This is a genomic window from Variovorax sp. LjRoot130, from assembly GCF_964253755.1.
In the GTDB taxonomy this organism is placed as follows: Bacteria; Pseudomonadota; Gammaproteobacteria; order Burkholderiales; family Burkholderiaceae_C; genus Variovorax.
In genome coordinates this window covers 3443397-3462022 of the sequence record NZ_CAXURM020000001.1, presented here as the reverse complement: position 1 = coordinate 3462022, position 18626 = coordinate 3443397, and the positions used below count along the sequence as shown (strand labels likewise).

Sequence of the window (18626 nt, the reverse complement as noted above, 5' to 3'; positions counted from 1 at the left end):
GCGGGAAGAGGGGCATTGTGGTTCAAAGCGGCGCTTCGCCGCATGATTTGCGCGCGGGCATCGCTTTTGCTTGGAAGCGCCATGACCCTCACCACCCGCTCCACGCGCCGCGGCGCGCTTCAACTGCTGGCCGCCGGCGCCGCCTCGCTGGCGCTGCCGGCCTTTGCCCAGTGGCCCGACAAGCCGATCAAGATCATCGTGACCTTCCCGCCCGGCGGGTCGAGCGACATCCTGGCGCGCGTCATGGCCGAGCAGCTCGGCAAGAAGCTGGGCCAGCCCGTCGTGGTGGACAACAAGCCCGGCGCCGGCGGCACCATCGGCGGCGCGCTGGTGGCCGCGGCGCCGGCCGACGGCTACACCTTCATGCTCTCGAACACGACGCCGATCGCGCTCGGACCCTTCACGCTGGAGAAGCAGCCCTACGATCCGCTGCAGGCCTTCACGCACGTCGCCTACCTGGGCTCGGCTCCGCTGGCGATCATGGCGAGCAAGCCCTCGGGCATCGCGAGCTATGCCGAGCTCGACGCGCGAGCGCGCAAGGAAGGGCGGCTGGATTTCGGCTCGGGCGGTCCCGGATCGATCGGCCATATCCACGGCGAGCTGATCCGCAAGACGACAGGCGCCAACCTGGTGCACGTGCCCTACCGCGGCGGCGCGCCGATGACCACCGACCTGATCGCCAACGTGATCCCGGTCGGCATCGACGTCATCACCGCCTACGTGCCCTTCTTCAAGAGCGGCCAGCTGGTGCCGATCGCGGTGACCGGCACGGCACGCTCGCCGCTCATGCCCGAGGTGCCGACGGTGGTGGAACTCGGCCAGCCCAAGCTGGTGCTCGAGAACTTCTTCGGGCTCAGCGGGCCGGCGAAGCTGCCCGCGGACATGGTCGCCAGGCTCAACACCGCCTGCAACGAGGTGCTGGTGATGCCCGAGGTGCAGAAGAAGCTCGTCGAGCTGGGCATCGGCGGCAAGCCCGAGAGCACGGCGCGCTTCGAGAGCTTCGTGAAGGAGCAGGTGGGCGTGCTCGGCCCGACGGTGAAAGGCGCGGGCATCAAGCTCTGAACAAGGGCCCTAGTCGGCCAGCGTGAGCAGCGGCACGTCGCGCTCGCTGGCCATCGCCTCCAGCTCGGCGCGCGTTCGCGTGCGCAGCCAGGCCGCGAGCGCTTCGCGGGTGCCTGGCGCCAGCATGTCGCGCGAGGCCACGCCGGCGGCTTCGCACAGGCGCGCGGCGAAGTGCGGCTCCAGCGCAGCCACCGCCACGCGCCCATCGGCGCAGGGGTAGACGCGGTAGCCCGCATGCGCGCCGCCGACCGCGCCGGTGGGCCGGGTCAGGCCCCAGGTGCGCGGCAGCGCGAGCCAGTCGGCCGCGGCATTGAGCGCGACTTCGAGGTACGCGCCCGTCCCCGGCGCGACACGGGTATGGAGCAGGGCCTTCAGCACCGCCTCGCTCGCGAGCACGGCACCGCCCATGTCGGCATAGAGCGTGGGCGGCAGCTCGGTGCCGGTGACGAGGCCGCTTTCGGCCAGGTAGGTGAGGTCGTGGCCCGGCTCCTCGGCGCGCGCGCCGGGTGCGCCGACGATCGCCACCTGCGAGAGCGCCGGATGGCGCGCATGCAGCGCCGCCCAGCCCAGGCCCAGCTTGTCGAGGGCCGAAGGGCGAAACGAAGTCAGCAGCACATCGGTTTCTTCGAGCGTGCGATGCAGCTCTTCCTGGCCGGCCTCCGTCTTGAGGTCGGCAGTCCGGACGTCGACGCCCTCGTGCAGCGCGGCGTAGGCGGCCTTGTTGTAGTGGCCCATCGGGTCGCCCGTCGGCGGCTCGAACTTCACGCAGCTCGCGCCCATGGCACGGCAGCGCAGCAGCGCGGCGGGGCCCGGGAGGTTGAGCGCGAGGCTCAGCACGCGCACGCCGGCGAGCGGTGCGAAGGCGGGGGCAGGGGAAGTCGGCATGCTGGGTGTCCTCGGCGGTGTCACCTTGGGAGCTTACCGGCTCGGGCCGGCCGCTCTACGATGCGGCTTGCACAGCCCTCAAACCCAAGACAAGGAGACCCACATGTACCAATCCGATCTCATGGCCGGCCGGCGCATTCTCGTGACCGGCGGCGGCACCGGCCTCGGCCGGGCGATGGCCGAGCGCTTCCTGGGCCTGGGCGCCGACGTTGCGATCTGCGGCCGGCGTCAGGCGGTGGTCGAGGAGACGGCGGCCGAATGGCGCACCCAGTTTCCGGGGCGGCGCATCGATGCCTTCGGCGTCGACATTCGCAACGCGCAGAGCGTGGAAGAGATGGTCGAAGCCCTCTGGCAATCTGGCGGGCTGACCGGGCTCATCAACAACGCGGCCGGCAACTTTGTCGCGCCGACCGAGAGCCTGTCGCCGCGCGCCTTCGACGCGGTGGCCAACATCGTCTTCCATGGCAGCTTCTACGTCACGCAGGCGGTGGGAAAGCGCTGGATCGCCGAGGCCAAGGCGGGGCAGTGGAAGGCGGGCGACCCGTACCGCAGCGTCATGAGCATCATCGTGACCTGGGTCGACAACGGCAGCCCCTACGTCGTGCCTTCGGCGATGAGCAAGGCCGGCGTGGAGGTGATGACCAAGTCGCTCGCGATCGAATGGGCGCGCCACGGCATCCGGCTCAATGCCGTCGGACCGGGCGAGATCCCCACCGAGGGCATGAGCAAGCGCCTGAACCCGGGCGAGGAGCCCGGCGCGCGCAGCAAGGCCAACAACCCGATGGCGCGCACCGGCAAGATGAGCGAGCTGCAGAACCTCGCGGCCTTCCTGATGGCGCCGGGCCAGTGCGACTGGCTCACCGGCCAGAGCATCATGATGGACGGCGGCAACGCGCTGGCGACCGGCGGCAACTTCTACGAGCTGCGGCAGTGGAGCGATGCCGACTGGCAGGAGGCGCGCGAGCGCATCGAGGCGCAGAACCAGAAGGACAAGGCGCAAAGATAAGGCCCCCCGGCTTTTCACTCCGCTTCGCTGCGTGTAACTCCACCCCCCGAGGGGGAGGCCCGGCCGCCTTGGGGCGGCCCGGCGGCGGCCGGATCAGTCCTTGGCGATGTCGGCCCCGCGTTCGGCCAGCAACTCGCGCAAGAATGAGCGGTGGCAATGCGCTTCGTCTTCGCAATAGCAGCCGATCGAGAACGCGCTCTGGTGCGACAGTGCCGCCAGCAGGTCGAGGCTGCGGCTGGCGTCGGCCTCGGCCATCTCGCTCTTGAACTTGCGGCCGAAGGCAGCCCATTGCGCCGGGGTTTCGGCGGCCTGAGCGATCTTCATGGTCTCGACCGAGGGCGCGAGATTCGGGTACCAGACGTCGTACCAGTTCTGCGAGGCGAACTCGGTCTTCGGCACGCCGCGCGGCGGGCGGCGCACGGTGCCGATGCGCAGGCCCTCGCCGGGTGCGCGTTCGGAGCCGAGGCGAACGATGCGGATGGCCATGGGCATTCCTCCTGGATGGACTGTACTGTTGGCTGCGCGACAGGCGCCATCATCGCCGGGCGCCGATACTTGCGTCGATCCAACCCGGAGACATCCAATGAACGACCGCATCGAATCGATCCGCCACGCCGATGGCGTGGTCGAACTCCAGCTCTCGCGCGCCGACAAGATGAACGCACTGGACCCCGCGATGTTCGATGCGCTGATCGATGCCGGCACGCGGCTTAGCGACGACACGCGCGTGCGCGCGGTGGTCCTTGCAGGCCGCGGCAAGGCCTTCTGCGCCGGGCTCGACATGCAGTCCTTCGAGCGCATGGGGCAGGGCGGCGCGAGCGGTGTGATCGGGTCAGGCGCCGCTGCGGACCTGCTCGCGCGCACGCACGGCATCGCCAACGCCGCGCAGCAGGTGGCGATGGTCTGGCGCGAAGTGCCGGTGCCGGTGATCGCCGCGGTGCACGGCGTGGCCTTCGGCGGCGGCCTTCAGGTCGCGCTGGGTGCCGATGTGCGGCTCGTCGCGCCCGACACCAAGCTGTCCGTGATGGAGATCAAGTGGGGCCTGGTGCCCGACATGGGCGGCATGGTGCTGATGCGCGAGCTGGCGCGGACCGACGTGGTGCGCGAGCTCACCTTCACCGGCCGCATCTTCTCGGGCGAGGAGGCGGTGGCGCTCGGCTTCGCGACGCGGGTGTCGGCCGATCCGCTGGCCGATGCCTTGCAGATGGCGCACGAGATCGCGCAGAAGAGTCCCGATGCGATCCGCGCCGGCAAGCGGCTCCTGAACGCGGCAATGGCGCACAGCGCCGCCGACCTGCTGCTGGCCGAATCGGTCGAGCAGAAGGCGCTGGTCGGCAGCGCCAACCAGACCGAGGCCGTGCGTGCCAACATCGAGCGGCGCGCGCCGCGTTTTGTGCCGGAACCCTGAACGCTTTCGTCAGAAGCCGTGGAAGCGCAGCCACTCGTCGGCGGGCGCCCGGTCGCTGACAAGCGCGTTCACCGGATGCTCGGGATCGCGGTGGCCGATGGACATGCCGCAGAACAGCATGCGTTCGGGCGGCAGTCGCAGCACGCTGGCCACCGTGTCCGGATAGACCGCCCAGCACTCCTGGGGACAGCTGTCGAGCCCTTCGCCGCGCAGCAGCAGCATGACGGTCTGCAGGTACATGCCGAGGTCCGACCATTGCGGCGGGCCCATCGAGCGATCGACCGAGCAGAACAGCGCGAGCGGCGCGCCGAAGAATCCGTAGTTGTTGGCAAACCAGCGTCGCCGCGCCGCCTTGTCCTCGCGCGGAATGCCCAGGCGCGCGTACATCGCCTCGCCGACCTGGAAGCGCCGCTCGCGCCAGGGCGAGCGCAGCTCTCTGGGATAGATGTCGTAAGCGGCGGGCTCCGTTTCGCCGGCAACGAGCCGCGCCTGCATACGCTGCCTGAGTTCGGCCAGCGCGTCCCCCGCGAGCACGTCGATGTGCCAAGGCTGCAGGTTGCCGCCGGAAGGCGCGCGTGCGGCGGCTGTCAGCACGCGGCGGATCGTCTCGCGGTCGACCGGCGTCGGCAGGAAAGCCCGGATGGAATGGCGGCTCGCAACAGCCTCTTGAACGTGCATGGATCGGCCCGCAAAAAAATGAGCCAAGCCTATACGCTCCGCGCCGTCAGCGCTTGCCGGCGCCTACCGGCCTTCGCGGCGGGCCGGCAGTCAGGCATCGACGCGCGTTGCCTCCTGTATTCGCCTACAAGCCCGTCGCAGACCTGACGCCGCGACCCGGCATACTCGCCGGGTGCCCATCATCCTGCTTCATCGTTTGGCAGAACACGATCTGCCGGTCGCCGTCAACCACGGTTCGGACGTCGATGCCGTGCGCGTGCTGAGCCTCGCGGGTCACGTCAAGGCGTCCATCCCCAAACCCGTGCGGACCTTGGACGGCTACGACCAGCCGCCGGCCACTGTCATCGCCATCACCTCGCTGGGACACAGCATGATCAAGCGCTTTCCGCGGCGCTAGTCGCCAAGTCGCCCTGATCCGCATGCTGACCGCGGCGTGATGGAGCACGGCGATCTCCGTCTCGCACGCCTGAGTGACCCCAGGGTTTGCCCGGATCACCGGTCCGGTGATTCGGACGGCCTCTTCGCTCCGCATCCGGATCATCGGCGGAGCACTCGCCCCATCCACAGCTCATCCCTCATGAAATCAACGACTTAGCGTGCTTTGCGCGCCGCGCGCCGCGTGGCACATCGATTGCTCTGTACCAAGGCCGACCGCGTCGCCCGATGCGGATCCTGGCCATGACACAGGAGACAAACCGATGAGCACCATGGGTGACCTTGACCCCACGGAAACTGGCGAGTGGATCGACGCGCTTGGCGCGGTTCAACAACACCGCGGCAGCGAGCGCGCGAATTTTCTGTTGAATCGCCTCGTCGACGAGGGCCGCCGCGACGGCGTGTACGTGCCCCGTTCGCTGAACACGGCCTACAAGAACACGATCCCGCCCGAGAAGGAGGAAAAGTCTCCCGGCAACCGCGAGATCGAACACCGCCTGCGCTCCATCATCCGCTGGAACGCGATGGCGATCATCCTGCGCGCCAACAAGGACTCGTCCGAACTCGGCGGCCACATCGCGAGCTTCCAGTCGGCGGCCACGCTCTACGACATTGGCTTCGGCCATTTCTGGCATGCCGCCACCGACACGCATGGCGGCGACCTGCTCTTCATCCAGGGCCACAGCTCGCCCGGCATCTACGCGCGCGCTTTCCTCGAAGGCCGCCTGAGCGAGCAGCAGCTGCTCAACTACCGCCAGGAGGCCGATGGTGGCGGCATCCCGTCGTACCCGCACCCCTGGCTCATGCCCGACTTCTGGCAGTTCCCCACCGTCTCGATGGGCCTCGGCCCGCTGATGGCGATCTACCAGGCGCGCTTCCTCAAGTACCTGCACGGCCGCGGCCTCGCCGACACAGCGCCGCGCAAGGTCTGGGCCTTCATGGGCGACGGCGAGATGGACGAGCCCGAATCGCTCGGCGCCATCTCGCTCGCGGGCCGCGAGAGCCTGGACAACCTCGTGTTCGTCATCAACTGCAACCTGCAGCGCCTCGATGGCCCGGTGCGCGGCAACGGCAAGATCGTGCAGGAGCTCGAGAGCGTGTTCCGCGGCGCCGGCTGGAACGTCATCAAGGTGCTCTGGGGCAGCGGCTGGGACGCGCTGCTCGCCAAGGACAAGAGCGGCAAGCTGCTGCAGCGCATGGAAGAGTGCGTCGACGGCGAGTACCAGGACTTCAAGAGCAAGAGCGGCGCCTATGTGCGCGAGCATTTCTTCGGCAAGTACGACGAGACGAAGGCCCTGGTCGCCGACATGAGCGACGAGCAGATCTGGGCGCTGACCCGCGGTGGCCACGACCCGGAGAAGGTGTTCGCCGCCTATGCCGCCGCCGTCAAGCACAAGGGCCAGCCCACGCTGATCCTGCCCAAGACGGTGAAGGGATACGGCATGGGCGAATCGGGCGAGGGCCAGATGATCGCGCACCAGGCCAAGAAGATGACGCAGGACGCGCTGCGCGGCTTCCGCGACCGCTTCCAGATCCCGGTGTCCGATGAAGAGCTGCCCAACGTGCCCTTCATCCAGCTCGCCGAAGACAGCCCCGAGATGAAGTACCTGCGCGAGCGCCGCGCCGCGCTCGGCGGCTACCTGCCGCAGCGCCGCCGCAAGTCGACCGCGCTCGAGATTCCGCCACTGGCCACCTTCGAGCGCCTGCTCAAGGACACCGGCGAGCGCGAGATCTCCACCACCATGGCCTTCGTGCAGATGCTCGGCACGCTGGTGCGGGACAAGGCCATCGGCAAGCACGTGGTGCCCATCGTGCCCGACGAGTCGCGCACCTTCGGCATGGAGGGCATGTTCCGCCAGCTCGGCATCTGGTCCTCGCTCGGCCAGCTCTACAAGCCGCAGGACGCCGACCAGCTCATGTACTACCGCGAGTCGAAGGACGGGCAGGTGCTGCAGGAAGGCATCAACGAGGGCGGCGCGATGTCCAGCTGGATCGTCGCGGCCACCTCGTACAGCACGAACAACGTGCCGATGATTCCGTTCTACATCTACTACTCGATGTTCGGCCTGCAGCGCGTGGGCGACCTGGCCTGGCTGGCCGGCGACATGCGTGCGCGCGGCTTCCTGCTCGGCGGCACCGCGGGGCGCACCACGCTCAACGGCGAGGGCCTGCAGCACGAGGACGGCCACAGCCACATCCTGGCCGGCACCATTCCCAACTGCGTCTCCTACGACCCGACCTTTGCCTACGAGGTGGTGGCCATCGTGCGCGACGGCATGCGCCGCATGTACGCCGAGCAGGAGGATGTGTACTACTACATCACCCTGATGAACGAGAACTACCCGCACCCCGGCATGCCCGAGGGCAGCGAGGCGGGCATCCTCAAGGGCCTCTACCAGTTGAGCGATGGCGGCAAGACGCCGAAGAAAGGCCACCGCGTGCAGCTCATGGGCAGCGGCACCATCCTGCGCGAGGTGATGTTCGCGGCCGAGCTGCTCAAGAGCGACTTCGGCATCGCGGCCGACGTGTGGAGCGCCACCAGCTACAACGAGCTGCGCCGCGACGGCATGGCCGCCGAACGCTGGAGCCGGCTGCACCCCACGCAGCCCGCGCGCCGGAGCCATGTCGAGCAATGCCTCGACGGCCACGACGGCCCCGTCATCGCAGCCACCGACTACATGCGCAACTACGCCGACCAGGTGCGCGAGTACGTGCAGGCCGCGGGCCGGCGCTACACCGTGCTGGGCACCGACGGCTTCGGCCGCAGCGACTACCGCCGCAAGCTGCGCCGCTTCTTCGAGGTCGACCGCTGGCACGTGGTGGTGGCCGCGCTCAAGGCGCTGGCCGACGACGGCGTGATCAAGCACACCGTGGTGGCCGAGGCCATCGAGAAATACGGGCTCCAAGCCGAGCGCGCCGCCCCCTGGACCGTCTGAGGCAAGGCAGAACATGAGCAACGCAATCGACATCAAGGTTCCCGACATCGGCGACTTCAGCGAGGTGCCCGTCATCGAGATCTTCGTGAAGCCCGGCGACACGGTGAAGGCCGAGGACCCGCTGGTTTCGCTCGAATCCGACAAGGCCACGATGGATGTGCCCGCCCCGCGCGGCGGCGTGGTCGAGTCCATTGCCGTGAAGCTGGGCGACAAGGTCAGCGAGGGCAGCGTCATCATGACGTTCAAGGCCGAGGGCGGCGCGGCTGCGCCCGCTCCCGCCGAAGCCGCCAAGCCCAGCGTCAGTGCGGCGCCGTCGGCCACCAGCGCGCCGGCCGGCGTGGCCGAGGTGCGCGTGCCCGACATCGGCGACTTCAAGGACGTGCCCGTCATCGAGATCTTCGTGAAGGTCGGCGACACGGTGAAGGCCGAGGACCCGCTCGTCTCGCTCGAATCCGACAAGGCCACGATGGACGTGCCCGCGCCGCTCTCGGGCGTGGTGACGGCCATCGGCATCAAGATCGGCGACAAGGTCAGCGAGGGCTCGGTGATCCTGTCGCTCGCGACCGGCGATGCGCCTGCGGCGAGCGCCGCTGCACCGGCGCCGGCAACATCTGCCGCGCCCGCACCGGCGCAGTTCGCTGCAGCCGCCGGCGGCGCCATCGACGAAGCTGCCTTCGCGCTCGCCTACGCCGGCCCCGCCGTGCGCAAGCTCGCACGCGAACTCGGTGTCGATCTCGGAAAGCTCAAGGGCACCGGCGAGCACGGCCGCATCGTGCGCGCCGACGTCGAGGCCTTCGCGACGGGTGGCGGTGCAACTGCCGCGCCGGCCGCTGGCAAGGCCGCTGCAGCCCCTGCGGGCGGTGGCGTCGGCGGCATCGACCTGCTGCCCTGGCCCAAGGTCGACTTCGCCAAGTTCGGACCGACCGAGCGCAAGGAACTGTCACGCATCAAGAAGATCAGCGCAGCGAACCTGCACCGCAACTGGGTCGTCATTCCTCACGTGACGACGCACGACGAGGCCGACATCACCGAGCTCGAACCCTTCCGCGTGCAGATGAACAAGGAGCTGGAAAAGTCGGGCGTGAAGATCAGCATGCTGCCCTTCATGATGAAAGCGGCCGTGGCGGCGCTGAAGAAGTTCCCGGAGTTCAACGCCAGCCTCGACGGCGATGCGCTGGTGCTCAAGAACTACTGGCACATCGGCTTCGCGGCCGACACGCCCAACGGCCTCATGGTGCCGGTGATCCGCGATGCCGACAGGAAGACCGTGCCCGAGATCGCGAAAGAGATGGGCGAGCTCGCCAAGCTCGCGCGCGACGGCAAGCTCAAGCCCGATCAGATGTCGGGCGGCACCTTCACCATCAGCTCGCTCGGCGGCATCGGCGGCATCTACTTCACGCCGATCATCAACGCGCCCGAGGTCGCCATCATGGGCGTGTGCAAGAGCTACTGGAAGCAGCACTCTTCCGACGGCAAGACTTACACCTCGCGCCTCACGCTGCCGCTTTCGCTGTCGTGGGACCACCGCGTGATCGACGGCGCTGCCGCCGCGCGCTTCAACGTCTATTTCGCCAACGTGCTCGCCGACCTGCGGCGCGTGCTGTTCTGAAGGAAGCTCCCAAATGGCACACATGGTGGAAGTCAAGGTCCCCGACATCGGCGAATTCAAGGATGTCGCGGTCATCGAGCTGCTGGTCAAGCCCGGTGAGGTCATCGCGGTCGATACCGGCCTGATCATGGTGGAGTCCGACAAGGCCTCGATGGAGATTCCGTCGAGCCATGCGGGCACGGTCAGGGAGCTGAAGGTCGCGCTCGGCGACAAGGTGAGCGAAGGCTCGGTGATCCTGGTGATCGAGACGGCGGCGGCGGCCTCACCCTCACCCCAACCCTCTCCCGCAAGCGGGAGAGGGAGCGAAACTGCAGCCGCACCCGCGTCCGTGCCGGCGCCCACGGCCGGCAGCTACGCCGGCAAGGCCGACATCGAGTGCGAGGTGCTCGTGCTCGGCGCCGGCCCCGGCGGCTACTCGGCCGCCTTCCGCAGCGCCGACCTCGGCATGAAGACGGTGCTCGTGGAGCGCTACGCCACGCTCGGCGGCGTGTGCCTCAATGTCGGCTGCATCCCGTCGAAGGCGCTGCTGCATACCGCAAGCGTGATGGACGAAGTCAAGTTGTTGGGCCACCACGGCATCAAGTACACCGCGCCCGAGGTCGACATCGACGCGCTGCGCGGCTTCAAGGACGGCGTGGTCAAGAAGCTCACCGGCGGCCTGGCCGGCATGGCGAAGGCGCGCAAGGTCGAGGTCGTCACCGGTGTCGGCAGCTTCCTCGATCCGCACCATGTCGAGGTGGTGGGCGAGGGCGGCGCGAAGAAGGTGGTGAAGTTCGCCAAGGCCATCATCGCCGCGGGCTCGCAGGCCGTGGAGCTGCCTTTCATGCCCGAGGACGAACGCGTCGTCGACTCCACCGGCGCGCTGCTGCTCAAGAGCATTCCGAAGCGCATGCTGGTGGTCGGCGGCGGCATCATCGGGCTCGAGATGGCCACGGTGTACTCGACGCTGGGCACACGCGTCGACGTGGTCGAAATGCTCGACGGCCTGATGCAGGGCGCCGACCGCGACCTCGTCAAGGTGTGGGAAAAGTTCAACGCGCCGCGCTTCGACCACGTCATGCTCAAGACGAAGACCGTCGGCGCCAAGGCCACCAAGGCTGGCATCGAGGTGAGCTTCGAAGGCGAGAAGGCGCCGAAGGAGGCCCAGGTCTACGACCTCGTGCTCGTGGCCGTGGGCCGCAGTCCCAACGGCAAGAAGATCGGCGCCGACAAGGCCGGCGTGGCCGTCACCGAGCGCGGCTTCATCGACGTCGACAAACAGATGCGCACCAACGTGCCGCACATCTTCGCCATCGGCGACATCGTCGGCCAGCCCATGCTCGCGCACAAGGCCGTGCACGAGGCCCACGTGGCGGCCGAGGCGGCGCACGGCGAAGCGGCGTTCTTCGATGCGCGGCAGATCCCCTCGGTGGCCTTTACCGACCCCGAGGTGGCCTGGGCCGGCAAGACCGAGGAGCAGTGCAAGGCCGAGGGCCTGAAGGTCGGCAAGGCCGTGTTCCCCTGGGCGGCGTCGGGCCGCGCCATCGCCAACGGGCGCGACGAAGGCTTCACCAAGCTGCTGTTCGACGAGGCCACGCACCGCATCGTCGGCGGCGGCATCGTCGGCACGCATGCGGGCGACCTGATCAGCGAGCTGTGCCTGGCCATCGAGATGGGCTGCGAGCCCGGCGACATCGGCAAGACCATCCATCCGCATCCGACACTGGGCGAATCGATTGGCATGGCGGCCGAGCTGTTCGAGGGCGTCTGCACCGATCTGCCGCCGGTGAAGAAGAAGTAGGACGCGCTGCCATGCCAGTTCAACTTGCCTTCGAGGCACTCGGATCGGGGCCTCCCATGGTGATCCTGCACGGCCTGTTCGGCGCCGGCCGCAACTGGACGCAGATCGCCCAGTCGCTGGCCGCCGGCTACCGCGTCTACCTGCCGGATGCCCGCAACCACGGTGCTTCGCCGTGGGCCGAGACCATGTCGTACACCGACATGGCGCTCGACGTGCTGGCTCTCATCGAAAGAGAGCAGCTGGAGCGGCCGTTCGTCGTCGGCCACAGCATGGGCGGCAAGACCGCCATGGCCCTGGCGCTCGGCCACCCAAAGACCATTGGCGGGGTCGCGGTGATCGACATCGCGCCCGAGTGCTATGCCGACCAGTTCGCCTCGCATGTGTCCGCCATGCGAGGCCTGGACACCGCTGCCGCGGCAAGCCGCCGGCGGATCAGCCAGGCGCTGCTGGACAGTCTGGGTGGCACCGCACCTGCGGACTTCATGATGCAGAACCTGCGGCGCCAGAACGAGCGTTTCGACTGGCGGCTCAATCTGATGGCGACGGCCTTGTGCATGCCGGACCTTTGCGGGTTCCCGGAACAGTTGCTGCGCGAACGCTACGACGGGCCGGCCCTGTTCTTCGCGGCGGCGGAGTCCGACTACGTGCGACCCGATTCGCTTCCACGCATCCAGGCGATGTTCCCCTGCGCGCAGCTGGAGCACATCCCCGAGGCCGGCCACTGGGTGCACGCGGACCAACCGGAAGCGCTGTTGTGCGGCTTGCACGGCTGGCTGGGCGACGCCTGCGCGCTCGCCCCGCGCTGATCCCGACACCCTCAGTACAGACAGACACACGGAGACAAAACCATGTCCGACAACCTGCGCGAAGCTGCCCTCGACTACCACCGCTTTCCGACGCCCGGCAAGATCTCGGTGAACCCGACCAAGCCGATGGCCACGCAGCGCGATCTCGCGCTCGCCTATTCGCCCGGCGTGGCCGACGCCTGCATGGAAATCGCGCGCGATCCGGCCGAGGCCATGAATCTCACCTCGCGCGCGAACCTGGTGGCGGTCATCACCAACGGCACGGCGGTGCTGGGACTCGGCAACATCGGCGCGCTGGCCGGCAAGCCGGTGATGGAAGGCAAGGCCTGCCTCTTCAAGAAGTTCGCCGGCATCGACGTCTTCGACATCGAGCTCGATGAGACCGACCCCGATGCGCTCATCGACACCATCGCGCGCATGGAGCCCACCTTCGGCGGCATCAACCTCGAAGACATCAAGGCGCCCGAGTGCTTCTACATCGAGAGGAAGCTGCGCGAGCGCATGAAGATCCCGGTCTTCCACGACGACCAGCACGGCACCGCCATCGTCGCGGCCGCCGCCATCCTCAACGCGCTGCGGCACGTGAACAAGGACATCCGCGAGGTGAAGCTGGTGGCCTCGGGTGCCGGTGCGGCGGCGCTGGCCTGCCTCGACCTGATCGTGAGCCTCGGCCTGCCGATGCACAACATCTACGTGTCGGACAGCGCGGGCGTGGTCTACACCGGCCGCAAGGAGCAGATGGACCCGAACAAGGCCCGCTATGCGCAGGACACCTCGGCGCGCAAGCTGGCCGACGTGATCGGCGGCGCCGACATCTTCCTCGGCCTGTCGGCCGGCGGCGTGCTCAAGCCGGAGATGGTGAAGGAGATGGCGCGCGATCCGATCATCCTCGCGATGGCCAACCCGACGCCGGAGATCTTGCCGGAAGACGCGCTGGCCGTGCGCCCCGACGCCATCCTCGGCACCGGCCGGTCGGACTATCCGAACCAGGTCAACAACGTGCTGTGTTTCCCGTTCATCTTCCGCGGTGCGCTCGACGTGGGCGCGACCACCATCAACGAGGAGATGAAGCTTGCCGCCGTGCGCGCCATCGCGGAGCTCGCGCATGCCGAGATTCCCGAGGTGGTGGCGCAGGCCTACGGCGCGCTCGGCCTGCGCTTCGGCCGCGACTACCTGATCCCCAAGCCCTTCGACCCGCGCCTGATCGAGGCGGTCGCGCCCGCGGTGGCGCAGGCCGCGGTCGACAGCGGCGTGGCGACGCGGCCCATCGCCGACATGAAGGCCTATCGCCAGCGCCTGTCGCAGTTCGTCTACCAGTCGGGCAGCAGCATGCAGCCGCTGTTCGCAGCCGCCAAGCAGTCGCCCAAGCGCGTGGTCTACGCCGAGGGCGAGGACGAGCGCGTGCTGCGCGCCGCGCAGGTGGTGGTGGACGAAGGCCTGGCGCGGCCGCTGCTGCTGGGCCGCCCCGAGGTGATCGCCGAGCGCATCGCGCAGTACGGCCTGCGCCTTGCGCTGGGCGCCGACTGCGAGGCCGTCGACCTGCTCGACCCCGCCGTGCACGGCGACGCCGCCGAGGCCTACTACCAGCTCAAGCGCCGCGACGGCGTCTCGCGCCTGGTGGCGCAGACCGAGATGCGCAGCCGCGGCACGCTGCTCGCGGCGATGCTGGTGCGCCAGGGCCGGGCCGACGCCATGCTGTGCGGCACGCTGGGCGGCTACGGCGATCACCTGCGCCATGTGCGCGACGTGATCGGCCTGCGCCCAGGCACCAAGACCATGGCCGCCATGCAGATGCTGATGCTGCCGGGACGCCAGCTCTTCATCTGCGACACGCACGTCAACCGCGACCCCGATGCGGTGCAGATCGCAGAGATCACGCTGCTCGCGGCCGAAGAGGTGCGCCGCTTCGGCGTGACGCCGAGCGTGGCGCTGCTGTCGCACTCGAACTTCGGCGGCTCGGATGCGGCCTCGGCCGTGAAGATGCGCGAGGCGCTCGCGCTCATCAAGGCGAGCGATCCGCAGCTCGCGGTGGAAGGCGAGATGCGCGGCGACGCGGCGCTCTCCAAGTCGATCCTCGACCACGAGTTCCCGGACTCGGCGCTGGACACCGAAGCCAACGTGCTCATCATGCCCAACGTCGACGCGGCCAACATCTCCTACAACCTGCTGCGCATGGCGGCCGGCAGCGGCATCACGGTGGGAGGCATCCTGCTGGGCGCCGCGCGCTCGGTGCACATCCTCACGCCGTCGTCCACCGTGCGCCGCATCGTCAACATGACGGCGCTGGCGGTGGTCGATGCCAACTCGCACCGCGGCGCGGCCTGACGGCTCGGCCATGAACGACATCGTGCTCCATGGCCCGCAGCGCGGCGCCGCCAAGACGCGCCGGATACCGATCCGCGTGGCCGAGGCAGGCCCGGCCCTGCCCAAGCCCGACTGGATCCGCGTGCGCGTCTCGCAAAGCGAGAGCTTTCGCGAGGTGAAGCGCACACTGCGCGAAGCCAGCCTGCACACCGTGTGCGAGGAGGCCTCGTGCCCGAACATCGGCGAATGCTTCGGCAAGGGCACCGCCACCTTCATGGTGCTGGGCGACCTCTGCACGCGTCGCTGCCCTTTCTGCGACGTGGCCCACGGCCGTCCGCAGCCGCCCGATCCGCAGGAGGCGCAGCACCTGGCCGACACGGTCGCTCGGCTGCGCCTGAAGTACGTGGTGATCACCAGCGTCGACCGCGACGACCTGCGCGACGGCGGTGCGGCGCACTTCGCCGCCTGCATCCGCGCGGTGCGCAGGCAGTCGCCCGGCACGCAGATCGAGGTGCTCACGCCCGACTTCCGCGGCCGCGCCGAGGTCGCGCTCGACATCCTCGCGGCCGACCCGCCGGATGTGATGAACCACAACCTCGAGACCGTGCCGCGCCTGTACCGCCAGGCGCGACCCGGCGCCGACTACATGCACTCGCTTCGGCTGCTCCAGTCGTTCCGCGCGCGCTGCCCCGGCGTGCCCACCAAGTCGGGCCTGATGCTGGGCCTGGGCGAGACCGACGACGAAGTGCTGGAGGTGATGCGCGACCTGCGCCACCATGGTGTTGACATGCTCACCGTCGGCCAGTACCTTCAGCCGCGCCCCGGCAACCTGCCGGTGGACCGCTACGTCGCCCCCGCGCAGTTCGAAACCCTTGCGCAGCAGGCGCACGCCATGGGCTTTGCCCATGCCGCCTGCGGACCGCTCGTGCGGTCGAGCTACCACGCCGACCGGCAGGCGCATGCCGCCGGCGTCTGAATTTTCTAGGAGACATTCGTGGACCACCAACCCGTATCCAAGCCCTTCTACAAGTCCCTGTACTTCCAGGTCATCACTGCGATCGTCATCGGCGTGCTGTTGGGCCATTTCTATCCACAGACCGGCGCGGCAATGAAGCCGCTGGGCGACGGCTTCATCAAGCTCATCAAGATGATCATCGCGCCGATCATCTTCTGCACGGTGGTGGTCGGCATCGCCGGCATGGAGGACATGAAGAAGGTCGGCAAGACCGGCGGCCTGGCGCTGCTGTACTTCGAGATCGTCAGCACCATTGCGCTGGTGGTGGGGCTGGTCATCATCAACATCGTGCGGCCCGGCGCCGGCATGAACATCGACGTGAGCCAACTCGACACCAAGGCGATCGCCGCCTACACAGCGCCTGGACAGATGCAGGGCACGGTCGACTTCCTGCTGCATGTGATCCCGAGCACGGTGGTCGACGCGTTCGCCAAGGGCGAGATCCTCCAGGTGCTGCTGTTCGCCGTGATGTTCGGCTTCGCGCTGCACAAGTTCGGCGGTCGCGGTACGCTGGTGTTCGACTTCATCGAGAAGTTCTCCCACGTCCTGTTCGTCATCGTCGGCTACATCATGAAGGTGGCGCCGATCGGCGCTTTCGGCGCGATGGCATTCACGATCGGCAAGTACGGCGTCGGCTCGCTGCTGCAGCTCGGCCAGCTGATGGCGACCTTCTACGCCACGTGCCTGCTCTTCATCTTCGTCGTTCTCGGCGGCATCGCGCGGGCGCACGGCTTCTCGATCTGGAAGTTCATCAAGTACATCAAGGAAGAGCTGCTGATCGTGCTGGGCACCTCCTCCAGCGAATCGGTGCTGCCGCGCATGATGGCCAAGCTCGAGAACCTGGGCGCCAAGAAGTCGGTGGTCGGCCTGGTCATCCCGACCGGCTACTCGTTCAACCTCGACGGCACCTCGATCTACCTGACGATGGCGGCCGTGTTCATCGCGCAGGCCACCAACACCGACATGACCGTGACGCAACAGATCACGCTGCTGCTGGTGCTGCTGCTGACGTCCAAGGGTGCGGCCGGCGTGACCGGCAGCGGCTTCATCGTGCTGGCCGCCACGCTGTCGGCAGTGGGGCACGTGCCGGTGGCGGGCCTGGCGCTAATCCTGGGCATCGACCGTTTCATGTCGGAAGCCCGCGCGCTGACCAACCTGATCGGCAACGGCGTCGCCACGGTGGTGGTCGCCAAGTGGACCAACGACCTGGACGCCGCCCGCATGAAGCGCATCCTGGACAACGAGACGCCGGCCGAGGCCGACGCGCCCGAGGCAGTGCTGGATCAGGTCGAAACCCACATGCCCGTGGCCCAGCCGCGCTGAAGCGAGCACATGCCTGTACGGAGCAGCCAACCATGAACAGCCCCGTGCAAAGGCACCGCGTCGTCATCGTGGGCGGCGGTGCCGGCGGTCTGGAGCTGGCCACGCGTCTCGGCGATACGCTGGGCAAGCGCGGCATGGCGGACATCACGCTGATCGACAAGCACCGCACCCACGTGTGGAAGCCCAAGCTGCACGAGATCGCCGCGGGCAGCATGGACCTGAGCGCACACGAGGTCGACTACCTCGCGCAGGCGCACTGGCATCGTTTCCGCTTCCGGCTCGGCGAGCTCACCGGCATCGACCGCGAGCGGCGCGAGGTGCATGTCGCACCCTATCTGGACGACGAGGGCCGGCTGGTCACGCCGGCGCGCGCCTTCGGCTACGACACGCTGGTGGTCGCCATCGGCAGCCTCAGCAACGACTTCGGCACGCCCGGCGTGTGCGAGCATGCGCTGCGGCTCGAGTCGAAAGCGGACGCCCAGCGCTTTCACCAGCGCATGGTCAACGCCTGCATCCGCGCGCACGCGCAGACCGCGCCGCTGCGGCCCGAGCAGCTGCACGTGGCGATCATCGGTGCGGGCGCCACCGGCGTGGAGCTGGCCGCCGAGCTGCATCGCACCACGCGCGAGGTCGTGGCCTACGGGCTCGACCGCGTGGATGCCGAGAAGGACATCCAGGTCAGCGTGATCGAGGCCGCCAACCGCGTCCTGCCCGCGCTGCCGCCGCGCATGTCCACCGCCACCGAGGCGCTCCTGCGCAAGCTGGGCGTGGACGTGCACACCTCGGCCAAGGTGGCGGAGGTGCTGCCCGAGGGTGTGCGCCTGGCCGACGGCCGCACGCTGCCGGCCGAGCTGGTGGTGTGGGCCGCGGGCGTGAAGGCGGCCGATTTCATGAAGGACATCGCGGGACTCGAAACCAACCGCAGCAACCAGCTCGCGGTGCTGCCGACGCTGCAGACCACGCGCGATGCCGACATCTTCGCCATCGGCGACTGCGCGGCCTGCGACTGGCCCGAGGCCAACGACGGCAAGGGCGGCCTGGTGCCGCCGCGCGCGCAGGCGGCGCACCAGCAGGCCTCGCACGTCGCGGCGCAGATCCGCCGGCGCATGGCGGGCAATGCGCTCAAACCCTACCGCTACCGCGACTTCGGCTCGCTGGTGTCGCTCGGCGAGTTCAGCACCGTCGGCAACATGATGGGCGGTCCCGTCGGCGGCAGCCTGATGATCGAAGGCCGCTTCGCGCGGCTCATGTACATGTCGCTCTACAAGATGCACGAGCTGGCGCTGCACGGCGTCGTCAAGGTCTCGCTCGACACGCTCGCCCGCCTCATCACGCGGCGCACCGAACCCCACGTCAAGCTGCATTGAGCAGTCACGGCC

The 18626-nt window shown here is 68.5% G+C and carries 15 protein-coding genes; 12 read left to right on the top strand and 3 right to left on the bottom strand.

Translation table 11 applies throughout. The features are described 5' to 3' along the window. Window positions 1-81 precede the first annotated feature (81 nt). Window positions 82-1062 (top strand): Bug family tripartite tricarboxylate transporter substrate binding protein, encoded by a 981-nt coding sequence (locus ACSQ86_RS17195; protein WP_436309285.1) that lies wholly within the window; start codon window positions 82-84, stop codon window positions 1060-1062. Window positions 1063-1071: 9 nt separating this feature from the next. On the opposite strand, the gene ACSQ86_RS17190 is transcribed toward ACSQ86_RS17195, so the two are convergent. Beyond that, complete coding sequence (locus ACSQ86_RS17190) at window positions 1072-1947, bottom strand: CoA transferase (RefSeq protein WP_436309284.1); 876 nt, start codon at window positions 1945-1947, stop codon at window positions 1072-1074. Window positions 1948-2050: 103 nt separating this feature from the next. Here ACSQ86_RS17190 and ACSQ86_RS17185 point away from each other — a divergent pair, with 103 nt between their 5' ends. After that, on the top strand, window positions 2051-2953 hold the full coding sequence (locus ACSQ86_RS17185; RefSeq protein WP_093108013.1) for an SDR family oxidoreductase: 903 nt from the start codon (window positions 2051-2053) through the stop codon (window positions 2951-2953). A 93-nt stretch (window positions 2954-3046) separates the two neighbouring features. Here ACSQ86_RS17185 and ACSQ86_RS17180 read toward each other — a convergent pair whose 3' ends face one another. Next, entirely contained in the window at window positions 3047-3439 is a 393-nt protein-coding gene (locus tag ACSQ86_RS17180; RefSeq protein WP_436304447.1) for a DUF488 domain-containing protein, read from the bottom strand. Window positions 3440-3536: 97 nt separating this feature from the next. Here ACSQ86_RS17180 and ACSQ86_RS17175 point away from each other — a divergent pair, with 97 nt between their 5' ends. Next, window positions 3537-4361 carry a crotonase/enoyl-CoA hydratase family protein gene (locus tag ACSQ86_RS17175; RefSeq protein ID WP_436309283.1) on the top strand — a complete coding sequence of 275 codons (825 nt, stop codon included), beginning with the start codon at window positions 3537-3539 and terminating at the stop codon, window positions 4359-4361. Window positions 4362-4370: 9 nt separating this feature from the next. Here ACSQ86_RS17175 and ACSQ86_RS17170 read toward each other — a convergent pair whose 3' ends face one another. Beyond that, entirely contained in the window at window positions 4371-5039 is a 669-nt protein-coding gene (locus ACSQ86_RS17170) for a nitroreductase (RefSeq protein WP_436309282.1), read from the bottom strand. A gap of 172 nt (window positions 5040-5211) precedes the next feature. Here ACSQ86_RS17170 and ACSQ86_RS17165 point away from each other — a divergent pair, with 172 nt between their 5' ends. The 9 genes from ACSQ86_RS17165 to ACSQ86_RS17125 all read left to right on the top strand — a co-directional run bounded on the left by ACSQ86_RS17165 (window position 5212) and on the right by ACSQ86_RS17125 (window position 18614). Then, a complete protein-coding gene (locus ACSQ86_RS17165) occupies window positions 5212-5436 on the top strand; it encodes a hypothetical protein (RefSeq protein ID WP_436309281.1) in 225 nt (74 codons plus the stop codon). 301 nt (window positions 5437-5737) lie between these two features. Continuing rightward, window positions 5738-8410, top strand: coding sequence for a pyruvate dehydrogenase (acetyl-transferring), homodimeric type (aceE, locus tag ACSQ86_RS17160; RefSeq protein WP_436309280.1), 2673 nt, complete (start codon window positions 5738-5740; stop codon window positions 8408-8410). 13 nt (window positions 8411-8423) lie between these two features. Beyond that, a complete protein-coding gene (gene aceF, locus ACSQ86_RS17155) occupies window positions 8424-10019 on the top strand; it encodes a dihydrolipoyllysine-residue acetyltransferase (RefSeq protein WP_436309279.1) in 1596 nt (531 codons plus the stop codon). 13 nt (window positions 10020-10032) lie between these two features. Continuing rightward, on the top strand, window positions 10033-11799 hold the full coding sequence (gene lpdA / locus ACSQ86_RS17150) for a dihydrolipoyl dehydrogenase (RefSeq protein WP_436309278.1): 1767 nt from the start codon (window positions 10033-10035) through the stop codon (window positions 11797-11799). Between the two features lie 11 nt (window positions 11800-11810). Further along, window positions 11811-12605 carry an alpha/beta fold hydrolase gene (locus ACSQ86_RS17145; protein ID WP_436309277.1) on the top strand — a complete coding sequence of 265 codons (795 nt, stop codon included), beginning with the start codon at window positions 11811-11813 and terminating at the stop codon, window positions 12603-12605. Between the two features lie 42 nt (window positions 12606-12647). Continuing rightward, window positions 12648-14930 carry an NADP-dependent malic enzyme gene (locus ACSQ86_RS17140; RefSeq protein WP_436309276.1) on the top strand — a complete coding sequence of 761 codons (2283 nt, stop codon included), beginning with the start codon at window positions 12648-12650 and terminating at the stop codon, window positions 14928-14930. Between the two features lie 10 nt (window positions 14931-14940). After that, window positions 14941-15885 carry a lipoyl synthase gene (gene lipA, locus ACSQ86_RS17135; protein WP_436310284.1) on the top strand — a complete coding sequence of 315 codons (945 nt, stop codon included), beginning with the start codon at window positions 14941-14943 and terminating at the stop codon, window positions 15883-15885. 18 nt (window positions 15886-15903) lie between these two features. Then, complete coding sequence (locus ACSQ86_RS17130; protein ID WP_093107992.1) at window positions 15904-17247, top strand: dicarboxylate/amino acid:cation symporter; 1344 nt, start codon at window positions 15904-15906, stop codon at window positions 17245-17247. Between the two features lie 32 nt (window positions 17248-17279). Beyond that, window positions 17280-18614 (top strand): NAD(P)/FAD-dependent oxidoreductase, encoded by a 1335-nt coding sequence (locus tag ACSQ86_RS17125; protein WP_436309275.1) that lies wholly within the window; start codon window positions 17280-17282, stop codon window positions 18612-18614. The last annotated feature ends 12 nt before the right edge of the window (window positions 18615-18626 follow it).